Source organism: Rhizorhabdus wittichii, assembly GCF_017607425.1.
Taxonomy (GTDB): Bacteria; Pseudomonadota; Alphaproteobacteria; order Sphingomonadales; family Sphingomonadaceae; genus Rhizorhabdus; species Rhizorhabdus wittichii.
Genome location: NZ_CP059319.1, coordinates 5,237,078 through 5,259,738 on the forward strand (window position 1 = coordinate 5,237,078; position 22,661 = coordinate 5,259,738).

Annotated in this window: 19 protein-coding genes; 11 read left to right on the forward strand and 8 right to left on the reverse strand. The window is 67.7% G+C overall.

Going from position 1 to position 22,661, the window contains the following annotated elements; genetic code table 11:
• Nucleotide 1: 1 nt before the first annotated feature.
• Nucleotides 2-2,200, reverse strand: coding sequence for a TonB-dependent receptor (locus tag HRJ34_RS24985; RefSeq protein WP_208632761.1), 2,199 nt, complete (start codon nt 2,198-2,200; stop codon nt 2-4).
• Between the two features lie 176 nt (nt 2,201-2,376).
• Nucleotides 2,377-3,306: an alpha/beta hydrolase gene (locus tag HRJ34_RS24990; protein WP_208632762.1), complete on the reverse strand. Its 930-nt coding sequence runs from the start codon at nt 3,304-3,306 to the stop codon at nt 2,377-2,379.
• A gap of 91 nt (nt 3,307-3,397) precedes the next feature.
• Here HRJ34_RS24990 and HRJ34_RS24995 point away from each other — a divergent pair, with 91 nt between their 5' ends.
• The 6 genes from HRJ34_RS24995 to def all read left to right on the forward strand — a co-directional run bounded on the left by HRJ34_RS24995 (nt 3,398) and on the right by def (nt 8,946).
• Complete coding sequence (locus tag HRJ34_RS24995) at nt 3,398-4,126, forward strand: SDR family NAD(P)-dependent oxidoreductase (protein ID WP_208632763.1); 729 nt, start codon at nt 3,398-3,400, stop codon at nt 4,124-4,126.
• Nucleotides 4,127-4,142: 16 nt separating this feature from the next.
• On the forward strand, nt 4,143-5,390 hold the full coding sequence (locus tag HRJ34_RS25000) for a YlbE family protein (protein WP_226948940.1): 1,248 nt from the start codon (nt 4,143-4,145) through the stop codon (nt 5,388-5,390).
• Between the two features lie 60 nt (nt 5,391-5,450).
• A complete protein-coding gene (locus tag HRJ34_RS25005; RefSeq protein ID WP_226948941.1) occupies nt 5,451-6,842 on the forward strand; it encodes a glutamine synthetase family protein in 1,392 nt (463 codons plus the stop codon).
• The gene (locus HRJ34_RS25010; RefSeq protein WP_226948942.1) at nt 6,839-7,588 is read left to right on the forward strand and encodes an SDR family NAD(P)-dependent oxidoreductase; all 750 of its coding nucleotides are present in this window, start codon (nt 6,839-6,841) and stop codon (nt 7,586-7,588) included. The genes HRJ34_RS25005 and HRJ34_RS25010 overlap by 4 nt, the downstream gene beginning before the upstream one ends.
• A 77-nt stretch (nt 7,589-7,665) precedes the next feature.
• Nucleotides 7,666-8,439, forward strand: coding sequence for a pyrroline-5-carboxylate reductase family protein (locus HRJ34_RS25015; protein WP_081663564.1), 774 nt, complete (start codon nt 7,666-7,668; stop codon nt 8,437-8,439).
• A gap of 3 nt (nt 8,440-8,442) precedes the next feature.
• Nucleotides 8,443-8,946 (forward strand): peptide deformylase, encoded by a 504-nt coding sequence (gene def / locus HRJ34_RS25020; RefSeq protein WP_029993334.1) that lies wholly within the window; start codon nt 8,443-8,445, stop codon nt 8,944-8,946.
• Nucleotides 8,947-8,954: 8 nt separating this feature from the next.
• Here def and HRJ34_RS25025 read toward each other — a convergent pair whose 3' ends face one another.
• Nucleotides 8,955-9,668: a pyridoxamine 5'-phosphate oxidase family protein gene (locus tag HRJ34_RS25025; protein WP_208632767.1), complete on the reverse strand. Its 714-nt coding sequence runs from the start codon at nt 9,666-9,668 to the stop codon at nt 8,955-8,957.
• 123 nt (nt 9,669-9,791) lie between these two features.
• Here HRJ34_RS25025 and HRJ34_RS25030 point away from each other — a divergent pair, with 123 nt between their 5' ends.
• Nucleotides 9,792-10,646 carry an MOSC domain-containing protein gene (locus tag HRJ34_RS25030; protein WP_208632768.1) on the forward strand — a complete coding sequence of 285 codons (855 nt, stop codon included), beginning with the start codon at nt 9,792-9,794 and terminating at the stop codon, nt 10,644-10,646.
• 4 nt (nt 10,647-10,650) lie between these two features.
• On the opposite strand, the gene HRJ34_RS25035 is transcribed toward HRJ34_RS25030, so the two are convergent.
• The 4 genes from HRJ34_RS25035 to HRJ34_RS25050 all read right to left on the reverse strand — a co-directional run bounded on the left by HRJ34_RS25035 (nt 10,651) and on the right by HRJ34_RS25050 (nt 14,592).
• Complete coding sequence (locus HRJ34_RS25035) at nt 10,651-11,439, reverse strand: enoyl-CoA hydratase/isomerase family protein (RefSeq protein ID WP_208632769.1); 789 nt, start codon at nt 11,437-11,439, stop codon at nt 10,651-10,653.
• Complete coding sequence (locus HRJ34_RS25040) at nt 11,426-12,358, reverse strand: hydroxymethylglutaryl-CoA lyase (protein ID WP_208632770.1); 933 nt, start codon at nt 12,356-12,358, stop codon at nt 11,426-11,428. Before HRJ34_RS25040 ends, HRJ34_RS25035 begins: the two co-directional genes overlap by 14 nt.
• On the reverse strand, nt 12,355-13,503 hold the full coding sequence (locus tag HRJ34_RS25045) for a CaiB/BaiF CoA transferase family protein (protein WP_029993339.1): 1,149 nt from the start codon (nt 13,501-13,503) through the stop codon (nt 12,355-12,357). Before HRJ34_RS25045 ends, HRJ34_RS25040 begins: the two co-directional genes overlap by 4 nt.
• Nucleotides 13,504-13,581: 78 nt before the next feature.
• Nucleotides 13,582-14,592, reverse strand: coding sequence for a LacI family DNA-binding transcriptional regulator (locus HRJ34_RS25050; RefSeq protein ID WP_029993340.1), 1,011 nt, complete (start codon nt 14,590-14,592; stop codon nt 13,582-13,584).
• Nucleotides 14,593-14,740: 148 nt separating this feature from the next.
• On the opposite strand from HRJ34_RS25050, the gene HRJ34_RS25055 reads away from it, so the two are divergent.
• The 4 genes from HRJ34_RS25055 to HRJ34_RS25070 all read left to right on the forward strand — a co-directional run bounded on the left by HRJ34_RS25055 (nt 14,741) and on the right by HRJ34_RS25070 (nt 21,262).
• On the forward strand, nt 14,741-16,921 hold the full coding sequence (locus HRJ34_RS25055; protein WP_208632771.1) for a prolyl oligopeptidase family serine peptidase: 2,181 nt from the start codon (nt 14,741-14,743) through the stop codon (nt 16,919-16,921).
• Between the two features lie 51 nt (nt 16,922-16,972).
• The gene (locus HRJ34_RS25060) at nt 16,973-17,995 is read left to right on the forward strand and encodes a zinc-dependent alcohol dehydrogenase family protein (protein ID WP_208632772.1); all 1,023 of its coding nucleotides are present in this window, start codon (nt 16,973-16,975) and stop codon (nt 17,993-17,995) included.
• A gap of 28 nt (nt 17,996-18,023) precedes the next feature.
• Complete coding sequence (locus HRJ34_RS25065; protein ID WP_208632773.1) at nt 18,024-19,352, forward strand: MFS transporter; 1,329 nt, start codon at nt 18,024-18,026, stop codon at nt 19,350-19,352.
• A gap of 101 nt (nt 19,353-19,453) precedes the next feature.
• Entirely contained in the window at nt 19,454-21,262 is a 1,809-nt protein-coding gene (locus HRJ34_RS25070) for a TonB-dependent receptor (protein ID WP_208632774.1), read from the forward strand.
• On the opposite strand, the gene HRJ34_RS25075 is transcribed toward HRJ34_RS25070, so the two are convergent.
• Nucleotides 21,259-22,628 (reverse strand): IS3 family transposase gene (locus HRJ34_RS25075; RefSeq protein ID WP_150289884.1). Its coding sequence is split into 2 segments (ribosomal slippage): nt 21,259-22,274 and nt 22,274-22,628, totalling 1,371 coding nucleotides; the frame shifts between segments, so codons are not numbered across the junction. The genes HRJ34_RS25070 and HRJ34_RS25075 overlap by 4 nt on opposite strands.
• Nucleotides 22,629-22,661: the final 33 nt, after the last annotated feature.

Below are 22,661 nucleotides of genomic sequence, written 5' to 3' on the forward strand. Positions count from 1 at the left end.
CTCACAGTTCGTAGGTCAGGCGGATGCCGGCCCGGCGCGGCGGCAGCACGATCGAGAAGGGACGCGGCTGCAGGAAGAAGAAGGCGTTGAACACGCGGGTCTCGACATAATTGTTGGTGACGTTGTCGACGAACAGGTCCGCCTTCCACTTGGGGCCGATCAGGCTCGTGCGGATATCGGCGATGTCATAGGCCCTGACCGGGAACTGGATGTCGATGTCGACGCCGCTGCCGGACAGGATCTTGCCGACATGCCGGTAGGCTCCGTAGAGTTCCAGGTCGACGCCGCCGCCGATCGGGAAGCGATAGCTGGCATTGGCTTGCGCCGTCCATTTGGGAACGAAGGGGAAGCGTTCGCCGGCGCGGTTCTTGCCGACCGTGTCGACATAGCGCCGATAGCGCGCGTCGGTGTAGCCGACATTGGCGCCCAGCAGCAGCCCGTCGAGGGGCCGGGCGTCGGCGCTGAACTCGAAGCCCTTGGATCGCCCGCGGCCGGCATTGGCGACCGACGTCACCGGCAGGGTGGGATCGTTGTTCAGGAAGACGACCGTCGACACCTGCTGGCCGATGATGTTGATCAGGTAGAGCGCGCCGTCGAGATGGACGAGCCCGTTCCACAGGCTCGCCTTCGAACCGATCTCGAAATTGTCGGATTTCTCGGGCCCGAACGGGATGTCGGTCGACGGATCGGCCGGAGCGAGCGGGAAACCGCCGGCCCGGTAGCCCCGGGCGTAGCGCACATAGGTGGTGAGGTTGCGCGACCAGCGCCAGGTCGCCGATGCGCTGGGCGTAAGCGCCTTGTCGGTGATCGCGCCGCGCGCCGCGCCCGCGACGTGGAGGTCGGCGCCGGGACCCAGCAGATCGGGGATGGTGAAGTCGATCAGCGTGCTGGCGCGGGTCTTCTCCCACGAGTAGCGCAGGCCGGCGTTGAGATCGAGCCTGTCGAGCAGGGTCAGCGTCGCGTCGCCGAACAGCGCGAAGCCGCGCCGCTTGAGCCGTTGGTTCTGTGCGTCGATGAAGATGCCCGACGGGAAGATCGGCACCGTGTCGAGGCGATAGCCGCGATCCTGGACGTGACGCTCGTCGAAGGCATAGCCGCCCAGCAGCCATTTGAAGGCGCCGCCCGCCGTCTTGGCGAGCCGGACCTCCTGCGACGTGATCGACTGGGAGGTCTTGAGGTCGTGGACATTGTCGACGAACTCGGGCGAGCCGTCGAAGTCGAACGGCAGCCGCGACGTGACCTTGCGATAGCCGGTGATCGACGTCAGCCCGACATCGCCCAGGTCATAGTCGATCGTCAGCGCGCCGCCCCGGTTCCTGTAGCGGGCGTCGGTCTGGAAATCGCTGCGCACCACATAATGCTCGCCCCCGCGCGGCACGCCCGGCAGGCCGTCGAGGCCAGTCTGCGACGAAGCGTCGACCGCCAGGTTGATGTCGAGCCTGTCGTCGGGCTTGAAGCGCAGCGCCGCGCGGCCGCTCAGCTTGCGATAGTCGTTGGCCTTGATCGATCCGGACAGGCCGAGCGCGGCGGGAATGACGCGGTTCTTGAGATAGCCGTCGCTCTGCTCGAAATCGAGCGAAGCCGATCCGAACAACCCTTCGGCGAGCTGGCCGGACATTCCCGCCTGCGCGCGCGCCGTGTCGAATTCGTCATAGGTCAGCGCGATCCGGCCCCGGGTCCGTTCGTCGGGCCGGCGCAGCACGATGTTGAGCGCTCCGCCCTCGGTGTTGCGGCCGAACAGCGTGCCTTGCGGACCGCGCAGCACCTCGACCCGTTCGACGTCCATGAACTGGATGTCGAAGGACAGCGCCGGGACATAGACGCCGTCGACGATGGTCGCGACCGCCGGCGATCCGGCGCTCTGCGCGCCGATGCCGCGGATCACGAGGTTGATGAAGTCCTTGCCGGGAGAGAGCGCGTTCGAGCTGAAGTAGAGGCTGGGGACGTTGCCGATCAGATTGTCGACATTGGCGACGCGGTTCTTCTCCAGCAGGGGACCGGTGATCGCCGCGACGGACACGGGGACGTCGATCATCCGTTCCTCGCGCTTGCGCGCGGTGACGATGATGTCGCCGTCCGATCCGGCGCCCTGCGCGGCGGCAGGCGCGATCCAGATCATCTGCGTGGCGACCGATGCCAGGAGCAGGAGCCGCCGTCGTCCCTGTGCGCGTCGGCTGTTCATCGCGACCATATGATCCATCAAATCCCCCTTTGGTATATTGGACTATTATTAATACCTTTAAATGCTCATGTTTGACAATTGGCCTTTTTAAGTTTTTCAAGTTTTTGAATTTGCTAGTGGAACTTAAAATTCCGAGCAGGCGCCGCCTGCCATGAGCAGCGCGGCCGTCGATGAGAATGGCCGCGAGTCGCGCCTCAATCCGCCCGAACGAACCGGCCGAACTGCTGCGCGATCGCGATCAGCCGGCGTTCGGCCGCGGGTATCGCGCCGTGGAGGGACAGGAAGCCGTGGATCATCGACGCCTCGTTCGCGAGCGTGCAGCGGACTCCGTCCGCCATCAATCGCACCGCGAAGGCGATGCCTTCGTCACGGAGGGGATCATGGCCGGCGGTCACCAGCATCGTCGGCGGAAAGCCGGCCAGCGTCGGCGCCAGCGCGGGCGATGCCTCGGCGGCCAGGCGTTGCGCGGGCGCCGGCACATAATGGGCGATCAGTTCGTCCAGCGTATCGAGCCAATAGCCCCGGCCGAACGTCTCGCGCGAGCCTGTCCGGTTCGCCAGGTCGAGCGCGGGATAGAGCAATAGCGCGGCCTGCGGCGCGGGGAGGCCCTCGCGGGGCGCGGCCAGGCAGACGGCCGCCGCGAGATTGCCGCCGGCGCTGTCTCCCGCGACGACGATGTCGGGGGAATGCAATTCCGCGCCGGCGCCGTCCTCGTACAGCCAGCGGAGCGCGTCGAGCGCATCCTCGAAGGCGGCGGGGAAGGGGTGCTCGGGGGCGAGCCGATAGTCGACCGACAACAGGTCGAACCCACCATGATGCGCGAGATGCCGGCATAAGGAGGCGTGGGTCGCGCTGCTGCCCTGGATCCAGCCGCCGCCGTGGAAGAAGAGCATGACGGGACGGTTCGAGGACGCCGGCATCGCGGGACGGAAAAGGCGGGCGTCCAGCGGACGGTTCCGCGTGGAGAGCGTGATCGCATGTTCCTGGGCGATCGCGGGGCCTGGCCGATCGATCGCCGCAAGCTCCGAAGCGAAGAGCGCGCGCCGTTCGGCGAACGAGGTCGGCGGAGCTGCATCATCGGCCGGCGCCGCCAGCAGGGCGGCGAGCTGCGGATCGAGCGGCATGCGGTCTTTCTCCCAAAAAATTCCTGCGACGGATTGACGTCGGCAACCTTATGGTACACATAAAATACCATTAGTCCAATAAGGGGGAATCATGGGAAATCCGTCGCCGGCCACGATCGCGATCGTCACGGGCGGGGAGGGCGGCATCGGCGCCGCCATCGTCTCCCGCCTCGCCGCCCTCGGCTTGCGGGTCGTCTCGGCGGACATCGCCACGGCGCCCGGCGCGACGGGCGATGACGCGGTCATCCGGCGCAGGCTCGACCTCACCGACGCCGCCAGCATCGACGCCTTCGTGGAGGAGGCCGGCGCGCTGGGGACGATCGTCGCGCTGGTGAACTGCGCCGGGATCATCGCGGAATGCACCGCCGAGGAGGTTCCCGGGCCGGGCGTCCGCCGCATGCTCGACGTCAACCTGCTCGGCGCGGCGCACATGACCGCGGCGATCGCGCCGCTGATGACGCGGGGCGGGGCGATCGTGAACATCAGCAGCATCAGCAGCCGCCTGCCCGAACTCGCCAACGCGGTGCTCTACGGCGCGAGCAAGAGCGCGCTGGAGACCTATACCCGGGCTTCGGCGCGGGCGCTGGCGCCGAAGGGCATTCGCGTCAACAGCCTGGCGCCCGGCTTCATCGACGTGGCGATGACCGACGCGATGCGGACCATCGCCTATGGCGAGGGATCGCCGCTGCGCAGGGTCGCCGCCGGGCGCATGGGCACGGCCGACGAGATCGCCGCCTGCGTCGAATTCCTGCTGTCCGACCAGGCCTCCTATGTCGTGGGGGCGACGCTGGTGGTCGACGGCGGACTGGCGCTCAACTGATCGGAGGATGGGATCGATGACCCGACGGAGCCTGCGCGACGACGCCAATCAGGAAGCCTATCGCCGGCTCGCCGGCGCCCGGCCCGTGCTGCGCGACATCCGGCCGGCGATCGAGGTCGTGCCGCGCATGACGCGCGACCTCGTCCTGACCTCGGGGCCGCTGCTGCGGTGGTCCGACTATGAAGGGGGACAGCGCCGGGCGCTGATCGGCGGCGCGCTGTTCGAGGGGCTGGCCGCCGACGCGGCCGAGGCCGAGGCGAAGCTGGCGAGCGGCGCGATCCGGATCGGCGCCTGCCAGGACCATGACTGCATCGGCTCGGTCGCGGGCATCTACACCGCCTCGATGCCGGTGTTCGTCATCGAGAACGAGGCCTTCGGCAACCGGGCCTTCTCCAACATGTATGAGGGCCAGGCGCGCAAGCGCCTCAACTATGGCTCCTACGACGACGAGGTGAAGGAGCGGCTCGACTATATCAACGCCGCCGTCGCGCCCGTGCTGGGCGAGGCGGTGCGGGCCAGCGGCGGGATCGAGCTCGCGCCGATCATCAAGCGCGCGCTCCACATGGGGGACGAGCTGCACAGCCGCAACACGGCGGCCTCGCTGCTGTTCGCGGTGGCGCTGTTCCCCGCGCTGCTGGATCTGCCGCCCGCGCTGCGGAACGAAGTGAAGCGAGTGACGGCGCTGCTCGTCGAGGACAATTATTTCTTCCTTCGCCTCTCGATGGGCGCCGCCAAGGCCAGCGCCGCCGCGATCGCGGGCATCCCGCATGCCAGCGTGCTGTCGACGATGGGCCTGAACTGCCGCAGCTTCGGCGTCCAGGTCGCCGGCCTCGACGGCTGGATCGAAGGCCCCTTGCCCGATCCCGAGGCCAAGCTGTTCGAAGGCCATGGCAAGGACGAGATCGCCTGGCTCGGCGGCGAAAGCATCGTCACCGAGACCGTCGGGCTCGGCGGCCTGGCGCAGGCGGCGGCCTTTCCGCTCTTCTCCTATCAGGGGGGCGAGCCGCTCGACATGATCGCGCGCACCGAACAGATGTATGCGATCACCATCGGCGAGCATCCGGACTATCGCATCCCGGTGCTCAAATATCGCGGCACGCCCACCGCGATCGATATCTTCCGCGTCGTGGAAAGCGGCATCACGCCCTTCCTCGACATCGGCATCGCCGGAAAGGGCGGGATGCAGATCGGCGCGGGCGTGGTGCAGGCGCCACTCCCATGTTTCGAGGCGGCGGTGGCGCGCTACAATGATCATTATGGATGAGGGGGAACCTCACGCGCGCCGCGAAGGATGTTCTGGAAATCGTTTCTTGAAAGGCAAGACATGCTCGATTCGGATTGGCTGAAGGCGCGGGACGAAGGGCTGGGGGCGGCTCGGCGTTTCGTCGAGGAGCGGGGGCTCGAATTCCTGCAGGTCGAACTGACCGGCCTGGACGGGCTGCTGCGCGGCAAGATTTCGCCGGCGAAGAAATCGCTGTCGCCATCGGGCACCGGCATTTCGTCGCTGACCTATTCGCTGATCGGCAACGACAACGTCGCGATCACGCCGTGGAGCAACCCCGACAACGGCTTCCCCAAGCTCGCCTTCGTCCCCGATCCCGACAGCATTACCGCCTGGGGGTGGAAGCCCGGCATGGGGTCGGTGCTTCACGACGCCTATATGCACGACGGTTCGGTCTGTCCGATCGACCCGCGGCAGATGGTGAAGCGGCTGACCGGCGAGCTTGCCCAACGCGGGTTCGAGGCGAAGATGTCCTATGAGCTCGAATTCTACATCTTCCATGACGACGACGCGCTGATCCAGAAGGGCGATTTCCATGCGCTGCGTCCGTTCGGGCGCGCCTGGGACGCCTATACGCTCAGCCGATCGCCGGCCTGGCAGGAACTGGGCGAGGAATTCATCCGCCGCATGCAGTCGATCGACATTCCGGTCGAGGCGTTCCACACCGAGCTCGGCTACGGGATGTACGAGTTCGCGCTGGCGCCGACCGATCCGGTCAAGGCGGCCGACAATGCCGCGCGCGCCAAGCTCTACCTGCGCCAGCTCTGCACCGAGCGCGGGCTGATCGCGACCTTCATGCCGAAATGGCGCGCCGATCGCGGCGATTCCGGCAGCGGCGCGCATTTCCACATCAGCCTGTGGAAGGACGGAAAGCCCGCCTTCTGGTCGGAGGAGAAGGCCGATCTCAGCGATGTCGCCCGCCACGCGCTCGGCGGTCTCGTCCAGACCATGCCCGATCTGCACGGCATCTTCCGGCCGCTGGTCAATTCCTACCGGCGGATGGACGCCGCGTCGTGGAATCCCGAGAATGCGAGCTGGGGCATCGACAATCACAGCGTCGCGATCCGCGTGATCAACGCGCCGACCCCGTCGCACGCCCATTTCGAGCACCGCACCGCCGGCGCGGACGCGAACCCCTATCTCGTCGTGGCCGCCCTGCTGTCCGGCTGCATGGAAGGGCTCGATCGGAAGATCGATCCCGGCCAGCCCTGCCAGGGCGATGCGCAGGGCAGCACCGCCTATCCGCTGCTGCCGCCGGGGCTCCAGCCCTCGATCGACGCGCTTGCCGCTTCGGATATGGCGAAGCGCTGGCTGGGGGAGATGTTCGTCGAGCAATTCTGCCAGACCCGCGCGCAGGAACTGGCCGACTATATGGCCTGGGAGAAGACCCAGATCAGCGCCTGGGAATTGCGGCGCTATTTCGAATGGGCATGAGCGCGGACCTCGCCGGTCTCGTCGCGGTCGTCACCGGCGCGGCAGGCGGGATCGGCGCGGCGACGGCGGCGCAGCTCGCCGAGCGCGGCGCCCGCGTCCTCGCCGTCGACCGCAAGCCCGCGCCCGAGGAAATGGGGACGGGCGGGGCGGGCGAGCTGTCGTTCCTGCAGGTCGACCTGATGGACGAGGATGCGCCCGATCGCATCATCGATCATGTCCGGGCCCGCTTCGGCGCGCTCGACATCCTCGTCAACAACGCTGCCCTGATCGGCGAGGGCGCCTCGATCGAGCGCTTCTCGCTCGACGATCTGCGCCGGACCTTCGAGGTCAACGTGATCGTCCCCTTCCGGCTGTGCGCGGCGGCGACCCCGCTGCTCAAGCAATCGGGACAGGGCCGCATCGTCAATGTCGGATCGGTCAATTCGATCATGGCGTCGAAGGCGGGGGCGTCGGTCTATGTCGCCTCCAAGCATGCGATCGCCGGGCTCACCAAGGCGCTGGCGGCCGAGCTCGGCCCATATGGGATCACGGCCAACTATGTGCTGCCCGGCCCGACCCTGACGCCGATGTCGGCCGCGCTCGGCGACGCCTGGCGCGAGCATTATGCCTCGCGCGTGCCGATGGGCCGGCTGCTCGAGCCCGACGACATAGCGGGCGGCATCGGTTTCCTGGTCGGCGCCGCGGCGGCGATGGTCAACGGGCACGGGCTGGCGGTCGACGGCGGCATGCTGGCGGTCCTCGCCTGACGAATTGGGCCTTGCGCGGGAAACGGATTTCCCCTTATTGGAAAACGTTTTCTTGAACGGTTCATGCGAGGTCGATCATGTTGGGTATCATTGGCGCCGGCCATATGGCGGGGGCACTTGCCAGAGGGTGGGGAGACGCCGTACTCGCCACCGACAACGGTTCAGGCCGGGCTGCGGCGCTCGTCGCCGAACTGGGCGGCGAGGCACTGCACGACAATGCCGAGCTCGCCCGCCGCGCCGACGTCATCCTGCTCGGCCACAAGCCGCACCAGCTCGACCAGGTCGCGAGCGGCATCGACGCCGCCGGCAAGATGGTCGTCTCGGTGCTCGGGCCGACCAAGGTCGCCGATCTCCAAAGGGCCTATCCCCGGTCGCAGGTGGTGCGCGTCATGCCCAACACGCCGGTGCGGATCGGGCGTGGGGTCTGCTGCATCGCCGAGGGTGGCGAAGCGGCGGTGCCGCTGTTCGAAAGGGTGGGCCGGGTGTTCGTGCTGCCCGAGGCGCAGATGGACCTGGCCACGGCGACGATCGGCGTCACGCCCGCCTATGTCGCCGTGGTAGCCGAGGCGATGATCGACGCCGCCATCATCCATGGCTTTTCGGAAGCGATGGCGACCGACATGACCCTGGCCACGCTCGAAGGCACCGCCGCGCTGATCCGTGACAATGGCGGCAATACGCTGGCGGCGCGGCGCGAGGTGGGATCGCCGGGGGAGTCGACGGTGCGCGGCGTCGCCGCGCTCGAACGCGGCGGACTGCGCCGCGCCTTCGAGGACGCTACCCGCGCGGTGCTCACCCGATTGTCGATGGCCTATGAAGGCAGGCCGATCGTACTGCCGCCGCTGGGCTGAACCATGGCGATCCTTCCGATCCTGCCGATCACCGATCCGCGCCTGCGGCTGCCGTCCGAAGCGGTCGATCCGGCTGACCCGGCCTTGCCGGGGCTGGTCGGCGACATGGTGGAGACCATGGTCGCCGCGCAGGGCGCCGGGCTGGCCGCGGTCCAGGTCGGCGTCCTCAAGCGGCTGCTGGTGACCGACGTGGCGGACGGCGAGCCGCCGCGGGCGCTGATCAACCCCGAGTTGGTGGCCGAGGCGGAAGAGCGGGTCGAGACGGAAGAAGGGTGTCTGTCGATGCCGGGTCTCTATTTCGGCGTCCTTCGTCCTCGCTGGCTGCGGGTCCGGTATCGGGAGCTTGGCGGCGCCGTGCGGATGATCGAGGCGGAAGGCTTCGAAGCGGTCTGCCTTCACCATGAGATCGATCATCTGAACGGCGTCCGCGCGATCGACCGCGTGTCGCGCGTCCGGCGCGAGCGTCTGCTGGCCCGCCACCGGAAGCAGGAACGCCTCGCGCGCTGATCGCCGCCCTAATCCTTGCCGTACCAGGCGCGATGGGTCGCCGCGACGATGTCGTCGAGCGCGCGACCGGGGTGATATTCCGCAATATCCGTCCCCTCCGCGATGGCAGGATCGAGCCGCTCGCACGGCTCGGCTCGCTCGACGATCTGACGGACCGGGATCAACCCCGCCCACACCGGCAGCGCATGGTCGGGCTCGTCGTCCTTCACCGGCAGCGCGCGGATCTTGGCGACCGCGCTGTCGATCCGCATGCGCAGCACGCCGGTGGCCTTCAGCTCCTGGCCCGACGGCGCGCGGATCAGTGCGCTTCGCCCCGGGAAGAAGCGGTCGACGAAGCGATCGAGCACGGCTCGTTTCTCGGCTGGGTCGCGGATGAGCTCGGCCCGCCCGAAGATCATCGCCGACCGATAATTGATCGAATGGCCGAACGCCGACCGCGCGAGCACGAGGCTGTCGACATGGGCGACCGTCAGGCAGACCTCGATCCCCTCCGCCTGGGCGCGCAGCATCCGGCTCGCCGAGGAGGCGTGCCAGAACAGCATCTCGCCTTCGCGCCAGAAGGAGGTGGGCGTCGCATAGGGCTGTCCGTCGATCACATAGGAGACATGGCACAGCAGCGAGGCGTCGAGGATCGCATGCACCGTCTCGACGTCATAGTGCGCCCGTTCGCGCCGCCGGCGCACGCGGTTGCGGGGAGTGATGCCATATTCACGCTTGTCCATCTCGGCTCCGACCAATGATCCGCCGCGATGATAGCGTATCCGGCCTGTTTGAGAAATCGTTTTCTCAAATTTCTTGACGTCTTGCCGCCACCCATTCATCACCCTGTCAGCGAAGGAGTGATGATGGACGAAACCATGGAAGGTCCTGCGGGGCGGATCGAGCATCTTCACCGCTATCCCGTGAAGTCGCTGCTGGGCGAGCGCCTCGATCGGGCGTCGATCGACACGAAAGGGATCGCCGGGGACCGCCGGATGGCGCTGCTCGATACCGCATCGGGCAAGATTGCCAGCGCAAAGCATCCGGCTCTGTGGGCCGGGTTGCTCGCCTGTCGCGCTCGGCCCGACGCGGACGGGATCGAGATCGTCCTGCCCGGCGGTCGGGCCGTGCAGGCGGGCTCGGCCGAGGCCGACGCCGCGTTGAGCGCGCTGCTCGGGCGCGAGGTCCGGATCGTCGATACGCCGCCGCAGGACGCGACGGTCGATCGCGCCGATCCAGATGCGTTGCTGGAGTCGGGCGCGCCACCCCGGGTGCCCGCGACCCTGACCCGGCTGGGCGCGGGCTCGCCACCGGGCACCTTCTTCGATTTCGCCCCGATCCATTTCGTGACCACGGCGACGCTGGAGCATGTCGCGCAGCTCGCCGGACGGACGCTCGACGCGATCCGCTATCGGCCGAATCTGGTCGTCAGGACTCCGGCGGGAACGCCGCCCTTCGTCGAGAACCAATGGATCGGCCGCCTCCTCGCGCTATCCGGCGGCGTGCGGCTCAAGGTCGTGGTGCCGACGCCGCGCTGCGCGGTGCCGACGCTCGACCATGGTGGGCTCGGCACCGATCTCGAGGCGCTGCGGGTCGCGGTGCGGCACAATCGGGTGCAGATCTTCGATCTGGGCCGGCTGCCTTGCCTGGGTGCCTATGCGCAGGTGGTCGCGTCGGGGAGCGTCGCCGCCGGGGACGAGGTCTCGCTTTCGGACGGCTGAGCCTTCAGCGGCCCTTGAACGCCGGGGGCCGCTTCTCGTTGAATGCCCGCACGCCCTCCTGTCGATCCTCCGAGACGATCAGCTGGCCATAGGCTTCGAGTTCGAGCATCAGCGCGCTCCTGAGATCGAGCGACAGGCCATGATGGACGACATGCTTGATCTTGCGCGTCGCGAGCGGCGCGTTGCCCGCGATCGCGCGGGCGGTCTCCACTGCCTGCGGCATCAGCGCCTCGGCCGGGACGACCCGGTTCACGAGTCCCCAGTCCAGCGCCTCGCGCGCCGAGAAGGGCATGGCGGCGAGCAGCAGTTCCTTGGCGCGCCGCTCGCCGATCGCGCGGGGTAGGGTCTGCGTTCCGCCGCTGCCCGGCATGAACCCCAGCTTCGCCTCGGTCAGCGCGAAGCGGGCCTCCTCGGCGGCATGGATGAAGTCGCAAGCCAGCGCGATCTCCAGGCCGCCCGCATAGGCCGCGCCGTTGACGGCGGCGATCACCGGCACCTGGCAATCGAGCAACGCGGCGATCATCCGTTCGAACAGAAGATGCTGCCGACGCCAGCGTTCGTCGCTCATGCCGGCTCGCTCCTTGAGATCGCCGCCCGCGCAGAAGAAGCGGCCCGCGCCGGTCAGGATCACGCAGCGCCAGCCATGGTCGAGGCCGGCGAGGTCCGTGAACAGGTCGAGCAGGTCGCGGCCCATCCGGCTGGTCACCGCATTGGCCGCGGCCGGCCGGTCGAGCGTGACCACAAGGACGTGGGGCGCGGCCTCCGCGACCGAGAGGGTCTCATAGTCCCGCATGGCGGTTCCCGAAGGTGAGGGGCAGCCCGGCACGGGCGATCGCCCCCGGAAGCGGCGTGTCGGGCAGCATCGTGGCGAGCATCGCCCGGCAGCGCAGGAGCGCCTCGACGTCGTAGCCGGTGTCGAAGCCCATCGCCTCGGCCATGAACACCATGTCTTCGGTCGCGACATTGCCGGTCGCGCCGGGCGCATGGGGGCAGCCGCCCAGCCCACCCAGCGAGACGTCGAACCGTCGCACACCCGCCTCGATCGCCGCCAGGCTGTTGGCGAGGCCAAGGCCGCGGGTGTCGTGGAAATGGCCGACCAGCGGGACGTCGGGACCCAGCCGATCGCGGAAAGCCCGGAACAGGCGGCGCACACCGCGCGGCTCGGCATAGCCGACCGTGTCGGCGACGATCAGTTCGCGCGCGCCGAGCGCCACCAGCCGTTCGCCCCGCGCCAGCACCCGGCCCTCGTCTATCGCGCCCTCGATCGTGCAGCCGAACGCGGTCGAGATGCCGGCGGCCAGCGTCGTCCGACCGCCGGCGGCGTCGGCCAGCGCGCCGATCCGGGTGAAATCCTCGAGCGACGCCTCGGTCGTCCGCCGTACATTGGCGCGGTTGTGGCTCTCGCTGGCCGACAGCACATAGTTGATCTTGTGCACGCCGAGCGCCAGCGCGCGTTGGGCGCCCCTGGCGTTGGGCGCCAGCACCGACACGGTCAGCCCGGGCAAGGCGAGGCCGGCCTCGACCATTTCGTCACCGTCGGCGAGCTGGGGCAGCAGATGCGCTGGGACCATTGCGCCGATCTCGACCTCGCGCATGCCCGCCGCATATTGGGCGCGGCACCAGGCGCGCTTGGCGTCCGTGGGCAGGACCTGGGCGATGCTCTGCAGGCCGTCGCGCAGCCCGACCTCGCGGATGAGGAGCGCTTCGCTCATCGTTCGGCCGGCGTGCCGAGGATGGCATTGTCGGCGCCGAGGCGCGGCGCCGGCCGGCGATAGGGGGGCCTGTGGCCGTCGAAGCTGAGCGGCAGGCCGATCAGGCGCTCGCCGCCGTCGGGCGCCGCTTGCAGGATGCCGAGCGCGGCGGTCTGGGCGTCGCTGACGACCTCGTCGATGGTGCGGACGGGGCCGTTGGGCACGCCGGCCTCGTCGAGCCGCGCCGACCAGAATGCCGAAGGCTCTTCGAGGAAGCGGGCCTGCAGCAGCGGTACCAGCGCGTCGCGATGGATGACGCGATCGGCGTTGGTCCTGAAGCGGGCATCCTCGGCCAGCGCGTCGAGTCCCATGGCCGCCGCCATTCGCCGGAACAGCGCGTCGTTGCCGGCCGAGACCATCAGGAAGCCGTCGCCGGTGCGGAAGGCTTGATAGGGGACGATGTGCGCGGTCCCCGATCCGCTCTTCCGGGGAAGCGCGCCCGAGGCGAGATAGGAGGCGATCGGCACCGCCATCCAGGCCAGCGCGGATTCGTAGAGCGAGGTATCGACCACGCCGCCGCGCCCGGTTCGCGCCGCTTCCCGCAGCGCCGCGAGGATGCCGATCACCGACCAGAGGCCGGCGGACATGTCGATGATCGAGATGCCGATCCGGCAGGGATCGCCGCCCGGCTCGCCCTGGATGCTCATGAGGCCCGACGCCGCCTGGATCAGCGGATCATAGCCGGGCCGCGCGCGATCGGGGCCGTCGGCACCGAACGCCCCGAGGTTGCAATAGACGAGGCCGGGCTTCTCCGCGACCAGCGCCTCGCCGCCCAGGCCGAGCCGCTCCATCGCGCCGAACTTGAAATTGTGGATGACGGCATCGGCGCGCTCGAGAATCAGGCGGCGCAGGGCGTCGCGGTCCGCGTCGAGCGCGAGGTCGAGCGCCACGCTCCGCTTCGCGCGGTTGATCGCGTTGAAGGCGGTCGCGGTGTCGCCGGTGAAGGGCGGCCCCCATCCGCGGGCATAGTCGCCGCCGGTCTGCGGATTCTCGATCTTGATGACGGTGGCCCCCAGCTCGCCGAGGATCATGCCAGCATAGGGGGCGGCAACGCTGTGGCCGATTTCGACGATCGTCGTGCCGGACAGCGGAGTAGCAGACAGCATCCTGGTCCCGAACCTTTTTGAGAAAACGTTTACTCATGCTTAAATGCGGCATCGGTCGACGTCAAGCGGACACGTGGCTCAGGCTTTTGGCGGGGCGCAGGACTTGCGGGAGACGAACTCGGTGGGGAAGATGATCTGGCGCGGCGGGGCATCGGGATCGGCCAGGCGCTCGAGGATCAGCCGGGCGCAGGTCTGGCCGACGTCGCTGCTGTTCCAGCGCACGACGGTAATCGAAGGCGTCGCCAACATCGCCAGGTCCGAGTCGCTGTCACCGATGATCGAGATGTCGTCGGGCACCCGCAGCCCGCGCGATTGCGTCGCGCGCAGCACCGCCGGCAGGATCGACGTGCCGCCGGCGATGATCGCGGTCGGCGGATTGGCGAGGCTGAGCAGCGACGAGGCCTCCATGAAACCGGTGTCGGTGTCGAAGCTGCGCGCCCGCAGCAGTTCCTCGTCGACCGGCAGCCCGCGCTTCGCGAACTCCTCGCGGTAGGTCTCGACGCGGCTGCGGGCAGGCCAGACGGTGGGCTGGCCGGTCAGCATCGCGATGCGCGTGTGGCCCAGCCCGAACAGATGGTCGAGCGCCTGGCGCAGGCCTTCCGAATGCGCGATCAGCACATTGTCGCACAGTCCGTGCGCTTCGCGGTCGAACATCACCGTCGGCAGCCCGGCCGACTTCCAGGCATCGACCAGCACCGGATCGTCCTCGGTGGACGTGGTGAGGATCAGGCCGTCGGCCCGACGGCGGCTCATCCGGCGGAGCAGGTCTACCTCGCGGTCGCGCTCGCCTTCCGAACAGGCGATCAGCAGCTCGTGATCGGCGGCGTGCAACACGTCCTGGGTGGCGCGGACGAGGCTGGCGAGCGGCGCCACCGTGATGTCGCGGATGACGAAGGCGATCATCTGGGTCCGGCCGAGCCGCATGCTCTGGGCAAGGATATCGGGCGAATAGCCGAGCTCGTCCACGGCCTTCTGCACCCGCTTGCGGATTTCCTCGCCGACCGTGGGGCGGCCATTGAGCACACGCGAAGCGGTGGCGATCGATACGCCCGCTGCGCGCGCCACGTCATGGATCGTGATTGTGGCCATCCTGTCCCCGCTGGTCGATCGCGCCTGTTTAGCCGAAAGCCCGAGCAGCACAAAGCCGTCGCGGCCGATTTCAAGAAAAGGTTTTCTCAAGGCAAAAATTTGGATAGCCAAGAGAGGATCATGGAGTCGCAGGGAGGGTATTGCAGCTATGAGCGGACCGTTTCGGATGAAGGGGCTGGTTGCCGCTGGGATCGCGGCCGGCGCGATCGGCGCGTCGCTGGTGCCTGCTCAACCGGCATTGGCCGCGGCCAGGGAGAATGTGGCGATGGACGATCCGTTTCGCTGGCTGGAAGAGGTGGAGGGCGCGCGGGCGCTGGCCCAGGTCGGGCGATGGAATGCGGCAACGCGCGAGCGGCTCGCCAACGACGCCCACTATCGGGATTATGCCGCAGCGGCGAAGACGATCCTCGCCGCGCAGGACAAGGTGATTCCGCCGACCTTCTTCGGCGACCATGTCTACCGCCTGCGCACCGACGCGGCCCGGCCGCGCGGCCTGTGGGAACGCGCGTCGCTCGAAAGCTATCGCGGCGGCCAGCCGGATTGGGAGCCGGTGCTCGATCTCGATGCATTGGCTGCGGCCGAGGGAAAGTCCTGGGCGTGGCGCGGCGCCACCTGCAACCCCGACCGGCCCTACCGCTGCCTGCTGGTGCTGTCGGATGGCGGCGGAGACGCTTGGGAGATTCGCGAGTTCGACGTCGGCAAGCGGGCTTTCGTCGAGGACGGCATCCGCCTGCCCGCGACCAAGGGCGCGCCCACCCATCTCGAGGTCACCGACCTTCCGGTGGCCTGGATCGACGGGGACAGCGTGATAGCGACGCGGATCTGGACGCCCGACACCGCGACGGCGGCGGGCTATGGCTTCGTGGTCAAGAAGCTGCGGCGCGGCCAGCCGATCGGCCAGGCCGAAGAGGTCTATCGCGGCCGGCCCGGCGACGTCAGCGCGGCGCCGCTCGTCTTCCGTGACGGCCGCGGCAGGCAGGTCGCGCTGGTGGCGCGCCGGTTGGGCTTCTTCGAGGTCGAATATGCCGTGCTCACCGATCATGGTCCGGTGGCGCTGCCGTTGCCCAAGGGCGTCACGGCGCGCGGGCTGATCGACGGCCAGCTGCTGGTGACCCTGCGCGAGCCTTGGACCTTCGCCGGACGAACCTTCCCGGAGGGCGCGGTGGTGGCGATCGACGTCGACCAGGCGGTCGCCGATCCCGCCCGGCTCCGTCCCGTGCTGGTGATGGCGCCCGGCGATCGCCAGGCGATCGACCAGGTACTGGTCACGCGGGATCGCGTGCTCATCGGGGTCTACACCAACGTGCAGGGCCAGTTGCTGACCGCGGAGCGCGACGCCGACGGCGACTGGACGACGAAACCCTTCCGGACTCCGCCGATGTCCGCGGTCCGGATCGTCTCCACCTCATCGGTCGACGATGGCTTCGCCTATCTCACCGAGAGCTACCTCCAGCCCGAGACCCTGTTCGTCGGCGACGCGGCGACTGGGGAGGCCCGGCAGGCGAGCGCCGCTCCCCCGCAGTTCGATGCGAGTGGCCATGTCGTCGAGCAGCTCGAGGCGGTTGCCGAGGACGGGACCAGGATTCCCTATTATCTGGTCCATCCGCGCGCGATGCGGAAGGATGGCGGCAATCCGACCATCCTGTGCGCCTATGGCGGCCTGCAATATGTCAACGCGCCCTCCTATTTCCCGGTCACGGGCAAGCTGTGGCTGGAACAGGGCGGCAGCCTTGCGATCGCGCATATCCGCGGCGGCGGCGAGTTCGGGCCGAAATGGCATCGCGCGGCGCAGCGGGCCAGGCGCCAGGTCGCGTTCGACGACTTCGCCGCGGTCGCCCGGGACATGATCGCGCGCGGGCTGACGAGCAGCCGGCGGCTCGGCATCCGCGGATCGTCGAACGGCGGGCTATTGGCGGGCGTCGAGTTCACCCAGCATCCCGAGCTGTGGAACGCCGCGTTGCTCAACGTCGGGCTCTACGACATGCTCAACTACACCCATATGTTGGCGGGCGCGTCCTGGATGAGCGAGTTCGGCGATCCGGCGGACCCTGTCGAAGGGGCGTTCCTCAAGACGATCTCGCCCTATCACAATCTCAAGGCGGGCGTGACCTATCCACCGCCGCTGATCATGACGGCGACCAACGACGATCGCGTCCATCCCGGTCATAGCCGCAAGCTGGCCGCCCGGCTCGAACAGCTCGGAGTCCCCTTCTACTATGACGAGGCGCCGGACGGCGGCCATGCCGGCAAGGGCGAGGGCGGGCCGTGCGGTTCCACCGAGCGGGCGGGGCTGGAGTTCACCTATTTCCACGAGCGGTTGAGCGACTGACCATATCGCTTTTTCGTGATATTTGAGAAAACGATTTCCAAAGGATTTCAGATGCGTGCCATGGTTCTCGATCCGGCTGGTGAAAGCCGCTACGTCCCCGCAGAACTGGCCTTGCCCGAACCCGGGCCCGGACAATTGCGGCTGAAGCTGCGCGCGGCGAGCGTCAATTATCGCGACCATTTCATCCGCCTCCATCCGCAGAGCAGCTATGGCGGCGACATGCGGGGACGCGTGCCGCTGTCGGACGGTGTCGGCGTGATCGACGAGCTGGGCGAAGGCGTGTCCGGATGGGCGGTGGGCGACCGCGTCTGCCCCGGCTTCTTTCCCGGCTGGTGCAATGGAGCGCCGACGCCGGACGGGCTGGCGCACGCGCTCGGCGCGGCGGCGGCGGGCGGGACGGCCCAGCAATATCTGGTGGTGCCGGCGGCCGCCTGCGTCGCCGCGCCTGCGCATATGAGCGACGCCGAAGCCGCCACGCTCACCTGCGCGGGACTGACGGCGTGGGTCTCGCTGGTCGAATATGGCCGGCTGCGGGCTGGGCAGACCGTTCTCGTTCAGGGCACTGGCGGCGTCTCGCTCTTCGCGCTCCAGATCGCCAAGGCGATGGGCGCGCGGGTGATCCTGCTCTCCTCCTCCGACGAGAAGCTCGAACGGGCGCGAAAGCTCGGCGCCGACGAGCTGATCAACTATCGCGCGGTGCCCGATTGGCAGGTCCCGGCCCGCGACATGACCGGCGGCGGCGTCGATCATATCGTCGAGGTCGGCGGCGAGGCGACGATGGCGCGCTCGTTCGAGGCGCTGGGGCCCGGCGGGAGCATCGGCCTGATCGGCGTGCTGACCGGCTTCGGCGGCGCCATTCCCTATGATCAGGTCAAGGAGAAGCTTCTTCACGTCCACGGCGTTTATGTCGGCTCGGTGGCCGAATTCGCGCGGATGAACGCCTTCCTCGCCGAACACCGGATCCGGCCGGTGGTCGATGCGGTGAGCCCGCTCGACGAGCTCGACGAGGTGGTCACGCGGCTCGGCGAGGGGCGGCATTTCGGCAAGCTCGCGGTTGAGATCAACGCGGCCTGAAGGCAGGGCACGGCATCGGAGGGATGGCATGACGGACGGGCATGTGATCGATAATGCGCTTCCCAGGGCGCGGCGATATTATCTGCTCGCCCTGCTCACCCTGTTGATGTTCTGCAGCTATATCGATCGCTTCATCCTCGCGATCCTGGTCCAGCCGATCAAGGTGGAACTGGGGCTCAGCGATACCCGGATCGGCCTGCTGACCGGCCTCGCCTTCGCCGCGGTCTATGCGATCGCCGCCCTGCCGATCGCCCGCATCGCCGATCGCGGCTCGCGTCGGATGGTGCTCACCCTCTCGCTGGTCGCATGGAGCGTGATGACGGCGCTGTGCGGCGCGGTCCAGTCCTTCGGCCAGCTCTTCGCGGCGCGGATGGGCGTCGGCGTCGGCGAGGCCGGCGGCGTGCCCGCGTCGCACGCGCTGATCGCGAGCAGCTTTCCGCTCCGCGAACGGGCGACCGCTATGGCGATCTTCACCGGCGGCGCCGCGGCCGGCCTGCTCGGCGGCTTCGCCATCGGCAGCTGGCTCGAGGCGTGGCTCGGCTGGCGCGGAACCTTCGTTGCGGTCGGCCTGCCGGGCCTGCTGCTGGCCGTCTGGCTGTGGCTCGCGCTGGGCCCGGCGGCTGCGCCGCGACCGACGGGCGACGCGGCGTCGCGGGCGCGCTTCACGAGCCTGCTGTCGAACCGCGCGCTGCTCTGGCTGCTGCTCGCTCAGGGGCTCGCCAACCTGCTCACCTTCGGTCAGCTCCAATGGTTGCCTGCTTTCTTCGAACGAAGCTTCGGGATGGAACGGCACGAGATCGGCACGATGATCGCACTCAGCCGCGGTGCCGGAATGATGGTCGGCATGATCGCCGGAGGGCTGCTCGCCGACCGGCTGGTGGCGCGCGACCGGCTGGCGCCCTTCGCGGTGATCATCGGCGCCTATCTGCTCGCGGCGGCGCCTACGATCGGCGTCTATTTCGTCGCGGATTCCACCCTCGCCTTCATCCTCTCGGCGCTGGCTGGCCTGCTCGCGGCGGTGGCGATGGGCCCCGAGCTCGCGACCTTGCAGACGATCGCCCCGCCCGAGCAGCGAGCGACGGTCTCGGCGATGTCGGGTCTCGTCTCGGGGATTGTCGGGGTTGGCGGGGGACCTCTGCTGGTCGGCTTCCTGAGCGACCGGCTGGCGGCGGACGGCAGCGATGCGCTGCGGCACGCGCTGCAATGGCTGACGGTGGGAATGATGCCGCTGGTCATCATTGGCTATGTCTGCGCGCGTCGCGCGTCGCGCCGCCATCCGCCGGTCGATCAGCCCGCGATTCGAACGTCGGCAATGGACGCCGCTCGACCGCCGAAATCGTCCGAGTCGATTAAGTAAATCATTAATAATCAGTAGGTTGTTTGATTTTTTCGTAGTGCTTGACTCAAAAGTGCAATCATGAGTAAACGTTTTCTCAACAAGAAATGGGAGGTAGGATTATGCTCAGGGGTGTGGGCAAGGTTTCGGCAATGATCGCCGGTGCGTCAGCTATCGCGCTGTCCGCTTCGGCGACTTGGGCGCAGGTGCGGGTCCCGATCGACGCCGAGGCGCGACAGGATGGCGACATCATCGTGACGGCGACGCGGCGCGAGGAGCGCCTGCAGGACGTGCCGCTCGCGGTCACCGCCATTTCGGGCGAGGATCTGGTGGACCGCGGCGTCCGCCGCCTCGAAGACTATATCCGCCTGGTCCCCGGTCTCGCCTATAATACGACGGGTCCGGCGATCTCGAACGTGTTCGTCCGCGGCGTCACCACGTCGAACCAGGCGATCACCCAGTCGTCGACCGTGGGCTTCTATATCGACGAGAGCCCGGTCGACATCTCCTATGGCGGTCGCTCGACGGTCGACCTGCGCACCTTCGACCTCGAACGGATCGAGGTGCTGCGCGGCCCGCAAGGCACGCTGTTCGGATCGGGATCGCTGTCGGGCACCGTCCGGCTGATCACCGCCAAGCCCAAGCTCGACCGGTTCGAGGCGATCGCCGAGATCACCGAACAGCATGTCGAGGGCGGCGAATGGGGCGGCGACTACAACGCCGCGATCAACGTGCCGCTGATCTACGGCAAGCTCGCGGTACGCGCCGCCGGCTATTATGTCGCGATGCCGGGCTATGTCGACAACATCCAGACCGGTGCCCGCAACGTCAATGACGGCTATGCCGCCGGCGGCCGGGCGATCGCCCGGTTCAAGCCGACCGACGACCTCACCATCGACGCGATGCTGGTCCATCAGGTCAGCCGCCCCGACAATGACGGCCGGACCTTCTACGCCCCGGTCGGCGGCAATGATTATAGCTATCAGGGCCGCATCCCGGACACCAACCGCTCGAAATACACGCTGGGGTCGCTCACCGTGAACGCCGGGCTGGGTTTCGCGGACCTCATTTCGGTCACCAGCTATTCGAAGAAGGACGTCAACGCCTATAACGACGATAGCGGTCGAGCCGGCGTGGTCGCGCGGCTGTTCTTCGGCGCTCCGGCGGTGCCGCTCTACACGGCGACGCCGGCGCAGCTGACCGGCCTCACGCGATCCCATTTCTTCACGCAGGAGGTGCGGCTCTCCTCGGCGCGGTCGGACGTCTTCAAATGGACCGTCGGCGGATATTATTCGCACAAGACGGGCGGCTTCTTCCAGTCGATCATCGCGCCGGACTTCGGCACGCTGCAACCGGCGCTGTTTCCGGGGGGCGACCTGCTGACGGTCGATGCCGACATCACCCAGAAGGAGAAGTCGCTGTTCGGCGAGCTGACCTTCACCGGCATCCCCAAGGTCGAGATCACCGGCGGCGGCCGGTATTTCGATACGCGCCTGACGTTCGACCTGGTCCGGTCCGGCCGCCTGTTCGGCCTGGCCGCGCCGGTCACCGATCCGCGAGACGTCGCCAAGGACAACGGCTTCAATCCCAAGATCGCGATCTCGTTCAAGCCCAACCGGTCGCTCAACATCTATGCCCAGGCCGCAAAGGGCTTCCGCACCGGCGGGTTCAATTCGGGCGCGACGCTCGGCACGATCCCGCGTTCCTACGACTCGGATTCGCTGTGGAACTATGAGGCCGGCATCAAGTCGAGCTTCCTGAACGGCGCCGCGATCATCAACGTCGCCGGCTATGTCATCGATTGGAAGAACGTCCAGGTCGGCCTCCAGCAAGGCGGCTTCAGCTATACCGACTGTCCGTCGTCGGGACATTTGGCGCAGATGGTTGCGCAGAGAAGAGGAGATCGGGCCTCGTCTGGGGTTGATGTTTAGGCGGCGAGCTTGCGGTGAAGCAAGCGTCGCTGTTCGATGGTCTTTCGCTTGATGCGTTTCCTCCGTTCGATAATGGCGGCGGCCCTGCCGAAATAGGCGTCGGCCGGTGTCACGTTGTCGAGGCTCTCGTGATAGCGGCGATGGTTATAATGCTCGACGAAGGCCTCGACCTGCCGTTCGAGATCGCCAGGCAGGAAGTAGTGCTCCAGCAGGATGCGGTTTTTCAGGGTCTGGTGCCAGCGCTCGATCTTGCCCTGGGTCTGGGGATGTAGCGGAGCGCCGCGAACATGGCTCATGTCATGGGCTTTGATCCAGTCGGCGAGTTCGCCGGCGATGTAGCTCGGTCCGTTGTCGCTGAGCAGCTTTGGTTTGTGCCTGACGGTGGCGTGGTCGCAGCCTGAGGCTTCGAGCGCGAGTTGCAGCGTGTCGGTCACGTCCTCGGCCCGCATCGTGGTGCACAGCTTCCAGGCGATGATGTAGCGCGAGAAATCGTCGAGCACGGTGGAGAGGTACATCCATCCCCAGCCGATGATCTTGAAGTAGGTGAAATCGGTCTGCCACATCTCGTTCGGGCGGCTGGTCTTGCGATGGAACTCGTCGGCCGCCTTGACCACGACGAAGGCCGGGCTGGTGATCAGGTCATGCGCCTTGAGCAGGCGGTAGACCGTTGATTCCGAGACGAAATAGTCCTTCTCATCGGTGAAGCGCACCGCCAGTTCGCGGGGCGACAGATCGGACTGCTCCAGTGCCATCTCGACGATCTGGTCCTGAATGGCGCCGGGGAGGCGGTTCCAGACCCGGCTCGGCGCGGAAGGACGATCCTCCAGCGCCTCGGGGCCGCCTTCGAGATAGCGATCATACCATCGGTAGAAGGTCCGCCGCGCGACGCCCAACTGGTCGAGGGTCCGCTTCGCCGGCAGGTGCGACTGCTCGACGATGCGGATGATCTCCAGCTTCTCGGATCCCGGATACCTCATTCGGGGTCTCCCCCATCCGCGATCATGCTTTTTTTCAGCAGCCGGTTTTCGAGCGTGAGGTCGGCGACGGCCTCCTTCAGGGCACGCGCCTCACGGCGCAGATCCTGTACCTCGCCGCTCGTCGCGGCACGGGCGGTGTCGCCCGCCAGCCGACGCTTCCCGGCCTCCATGAACTCCTTTGACCAAGTATAATACAAGCCCTGGGCAATGCCCTCCTTGCGGCACAGCTCCGCGATGCTGTCATCGCCGCGCAAGCCCTCCAGAACCACGCGGATCTTGTCCTCCGCCGAGAAATGCCGGCGTGTCGCGCGCCGGATATCCTTCACCACCTGTTCGGCCGACGCCTTGGGTTTGCGGGCCGATTTTACGCTTGAGGATTTGGGCTTCATCTTCGTTCCTTCGTCACTACGACGAAGCCCAAA

What these genes read in the sequence shown, in the direction of transcription:
- HRJ34_RS24985 (WP_208632761.1), bottom strand. Translation starts at nt 2,200, where the DNA reads ATGGATCATATGGTCGCGATGAACAGCCGACGCGCACAGGGACGACGG.
- HRJ34_RS24990 (WP_208632762.1), bottom strand. Translation starts at nt 3,306, where the DNA reads ATGCCGCTCGATCCGCAGCTCGCCGCCCTGCTGGCGGCGCCGGCCGAT.
- HRJ34_RS24995 (WP_208632763.1), top strand. Translation starts at nt 3,398, where the DNA reads ATGGGAAATCCGTCGCCGGCCACGATCGCGATCGTCACGGGCGGGGAG.
- HRJ34_RS25000 (WP_226948940.1), top strand. Translation starts at nt 4,143, where the DNA reads ATGACCCGACGGAGCCTGCGCGACGACGCCAATCAGGAAGCCTATCGC.
- HRJ34_RS25005 (WP_226948941.1), top strand. Translation starts at nt 5,451, where the DNA reads ATGCTCGATTCGGATTGGCTGAAGGCGCGGGACGAAGGGCTGGGGGCG.
- HRJ34_RS25010 (WP_226948942.1), top strand. Translation starts at nt 6,839, where the DNA reads ATGAGCGCGGACCTCGCCGGTCTCGTCGCGGTCGTCACCGGCGCGGCA.
- HRJ34_RS25015 (WP_081663564.1), top strand. Translation starts at nt 7,666, where the DNA reads ATGTTGGGTATCATTGGCGCCGGCCATATGGCGGGGGCACTTGCCAGA.
- def (WP_029993334.1), top strand. Translation starts at nt 8,443, where the DNA reads ATGGCGATCCTTCCGATCCTGCCGATCACCGATCCGCGCCTGCGGCTG.
- HRJ34_RS25025 (WP_208632767.1), bottom strand. Translation starts at nt 9,668, where the DNA reads ATGGACAAGCGTGAATATGGCATCACTCCCCGCAACCGCGTGCGCCGG.
- HRJ34_RS25030 (WP_208632768.1), top strand. Translation starts at nt 9,792, where the DNA reads ATGGACGAAACCATGGAAGGTCCTGCGGGGCGGATCGAGCATCTTCAC.
- HRJ34_RS25035 (WP_208632769.1), bottom strand. Translation starts at nt 11,439, where the DNA reads ATGCGGGACTATGAGACCCTCTCGGTCGCGGAGGCCGCGCCCCACGTC.
- HRJ34_RS25040 (WP_208632770.1), bottom strand. Translation starts at nt 12,358, where the DNA reads ATGAGCGAAGCGCTCCTCATCCGCGAGGTCGGGCTGCGCGACGGCCTG.
- HRJ34_RS25045 (WP_029993339.1), bottom strand. Translation starts at nt 13,503, where the DNA reads ATGCTGTCTGCTACTCCGCTGTCCGGCACGACGATCGTCGAAATCGGC.
- HRJ34_RS25050 (WP_029993340.1), bottom strand. Translation starts at nt 14,592, where the DNA reads ATGGCCACAATCACGATCCATGACGTGGCGCGCGCAGCGGGCGTATCG.
- HRJ34_RS25055 (WP_208632771.1), top strand. Translation starts at nt 14,741, where the DNA reads ATGAGCGGACCGTTTCGGATGAAGGGGCTGGTTGCCGCTGGGATCGCG.
- HRJ34_RS25060 (WP_208632772.1), top strand. Translation starts at nt 16,973, where the DNA reads ATGCGTGCCATGGTTCTCGATCCGGCTGGTGAAAGCCGCTACGTCCCC.
- HRJ34_RS25065 (WP_208632773.1), top strand. Translation starts at nt 18,024, where the DNA reads ATGACGGACGGGCATGTGATCGATAATGCGCTTCCCAGGGCGCGGCGA.
- HRJ34_RS25070 (WP_208632774.1), top strand. Translation starts at nt 19,454, where the DNA reads ATGCTCAGGGGTGTGGGCAAGGTTTCGGCAATGATCGCCGGTGCGTCA.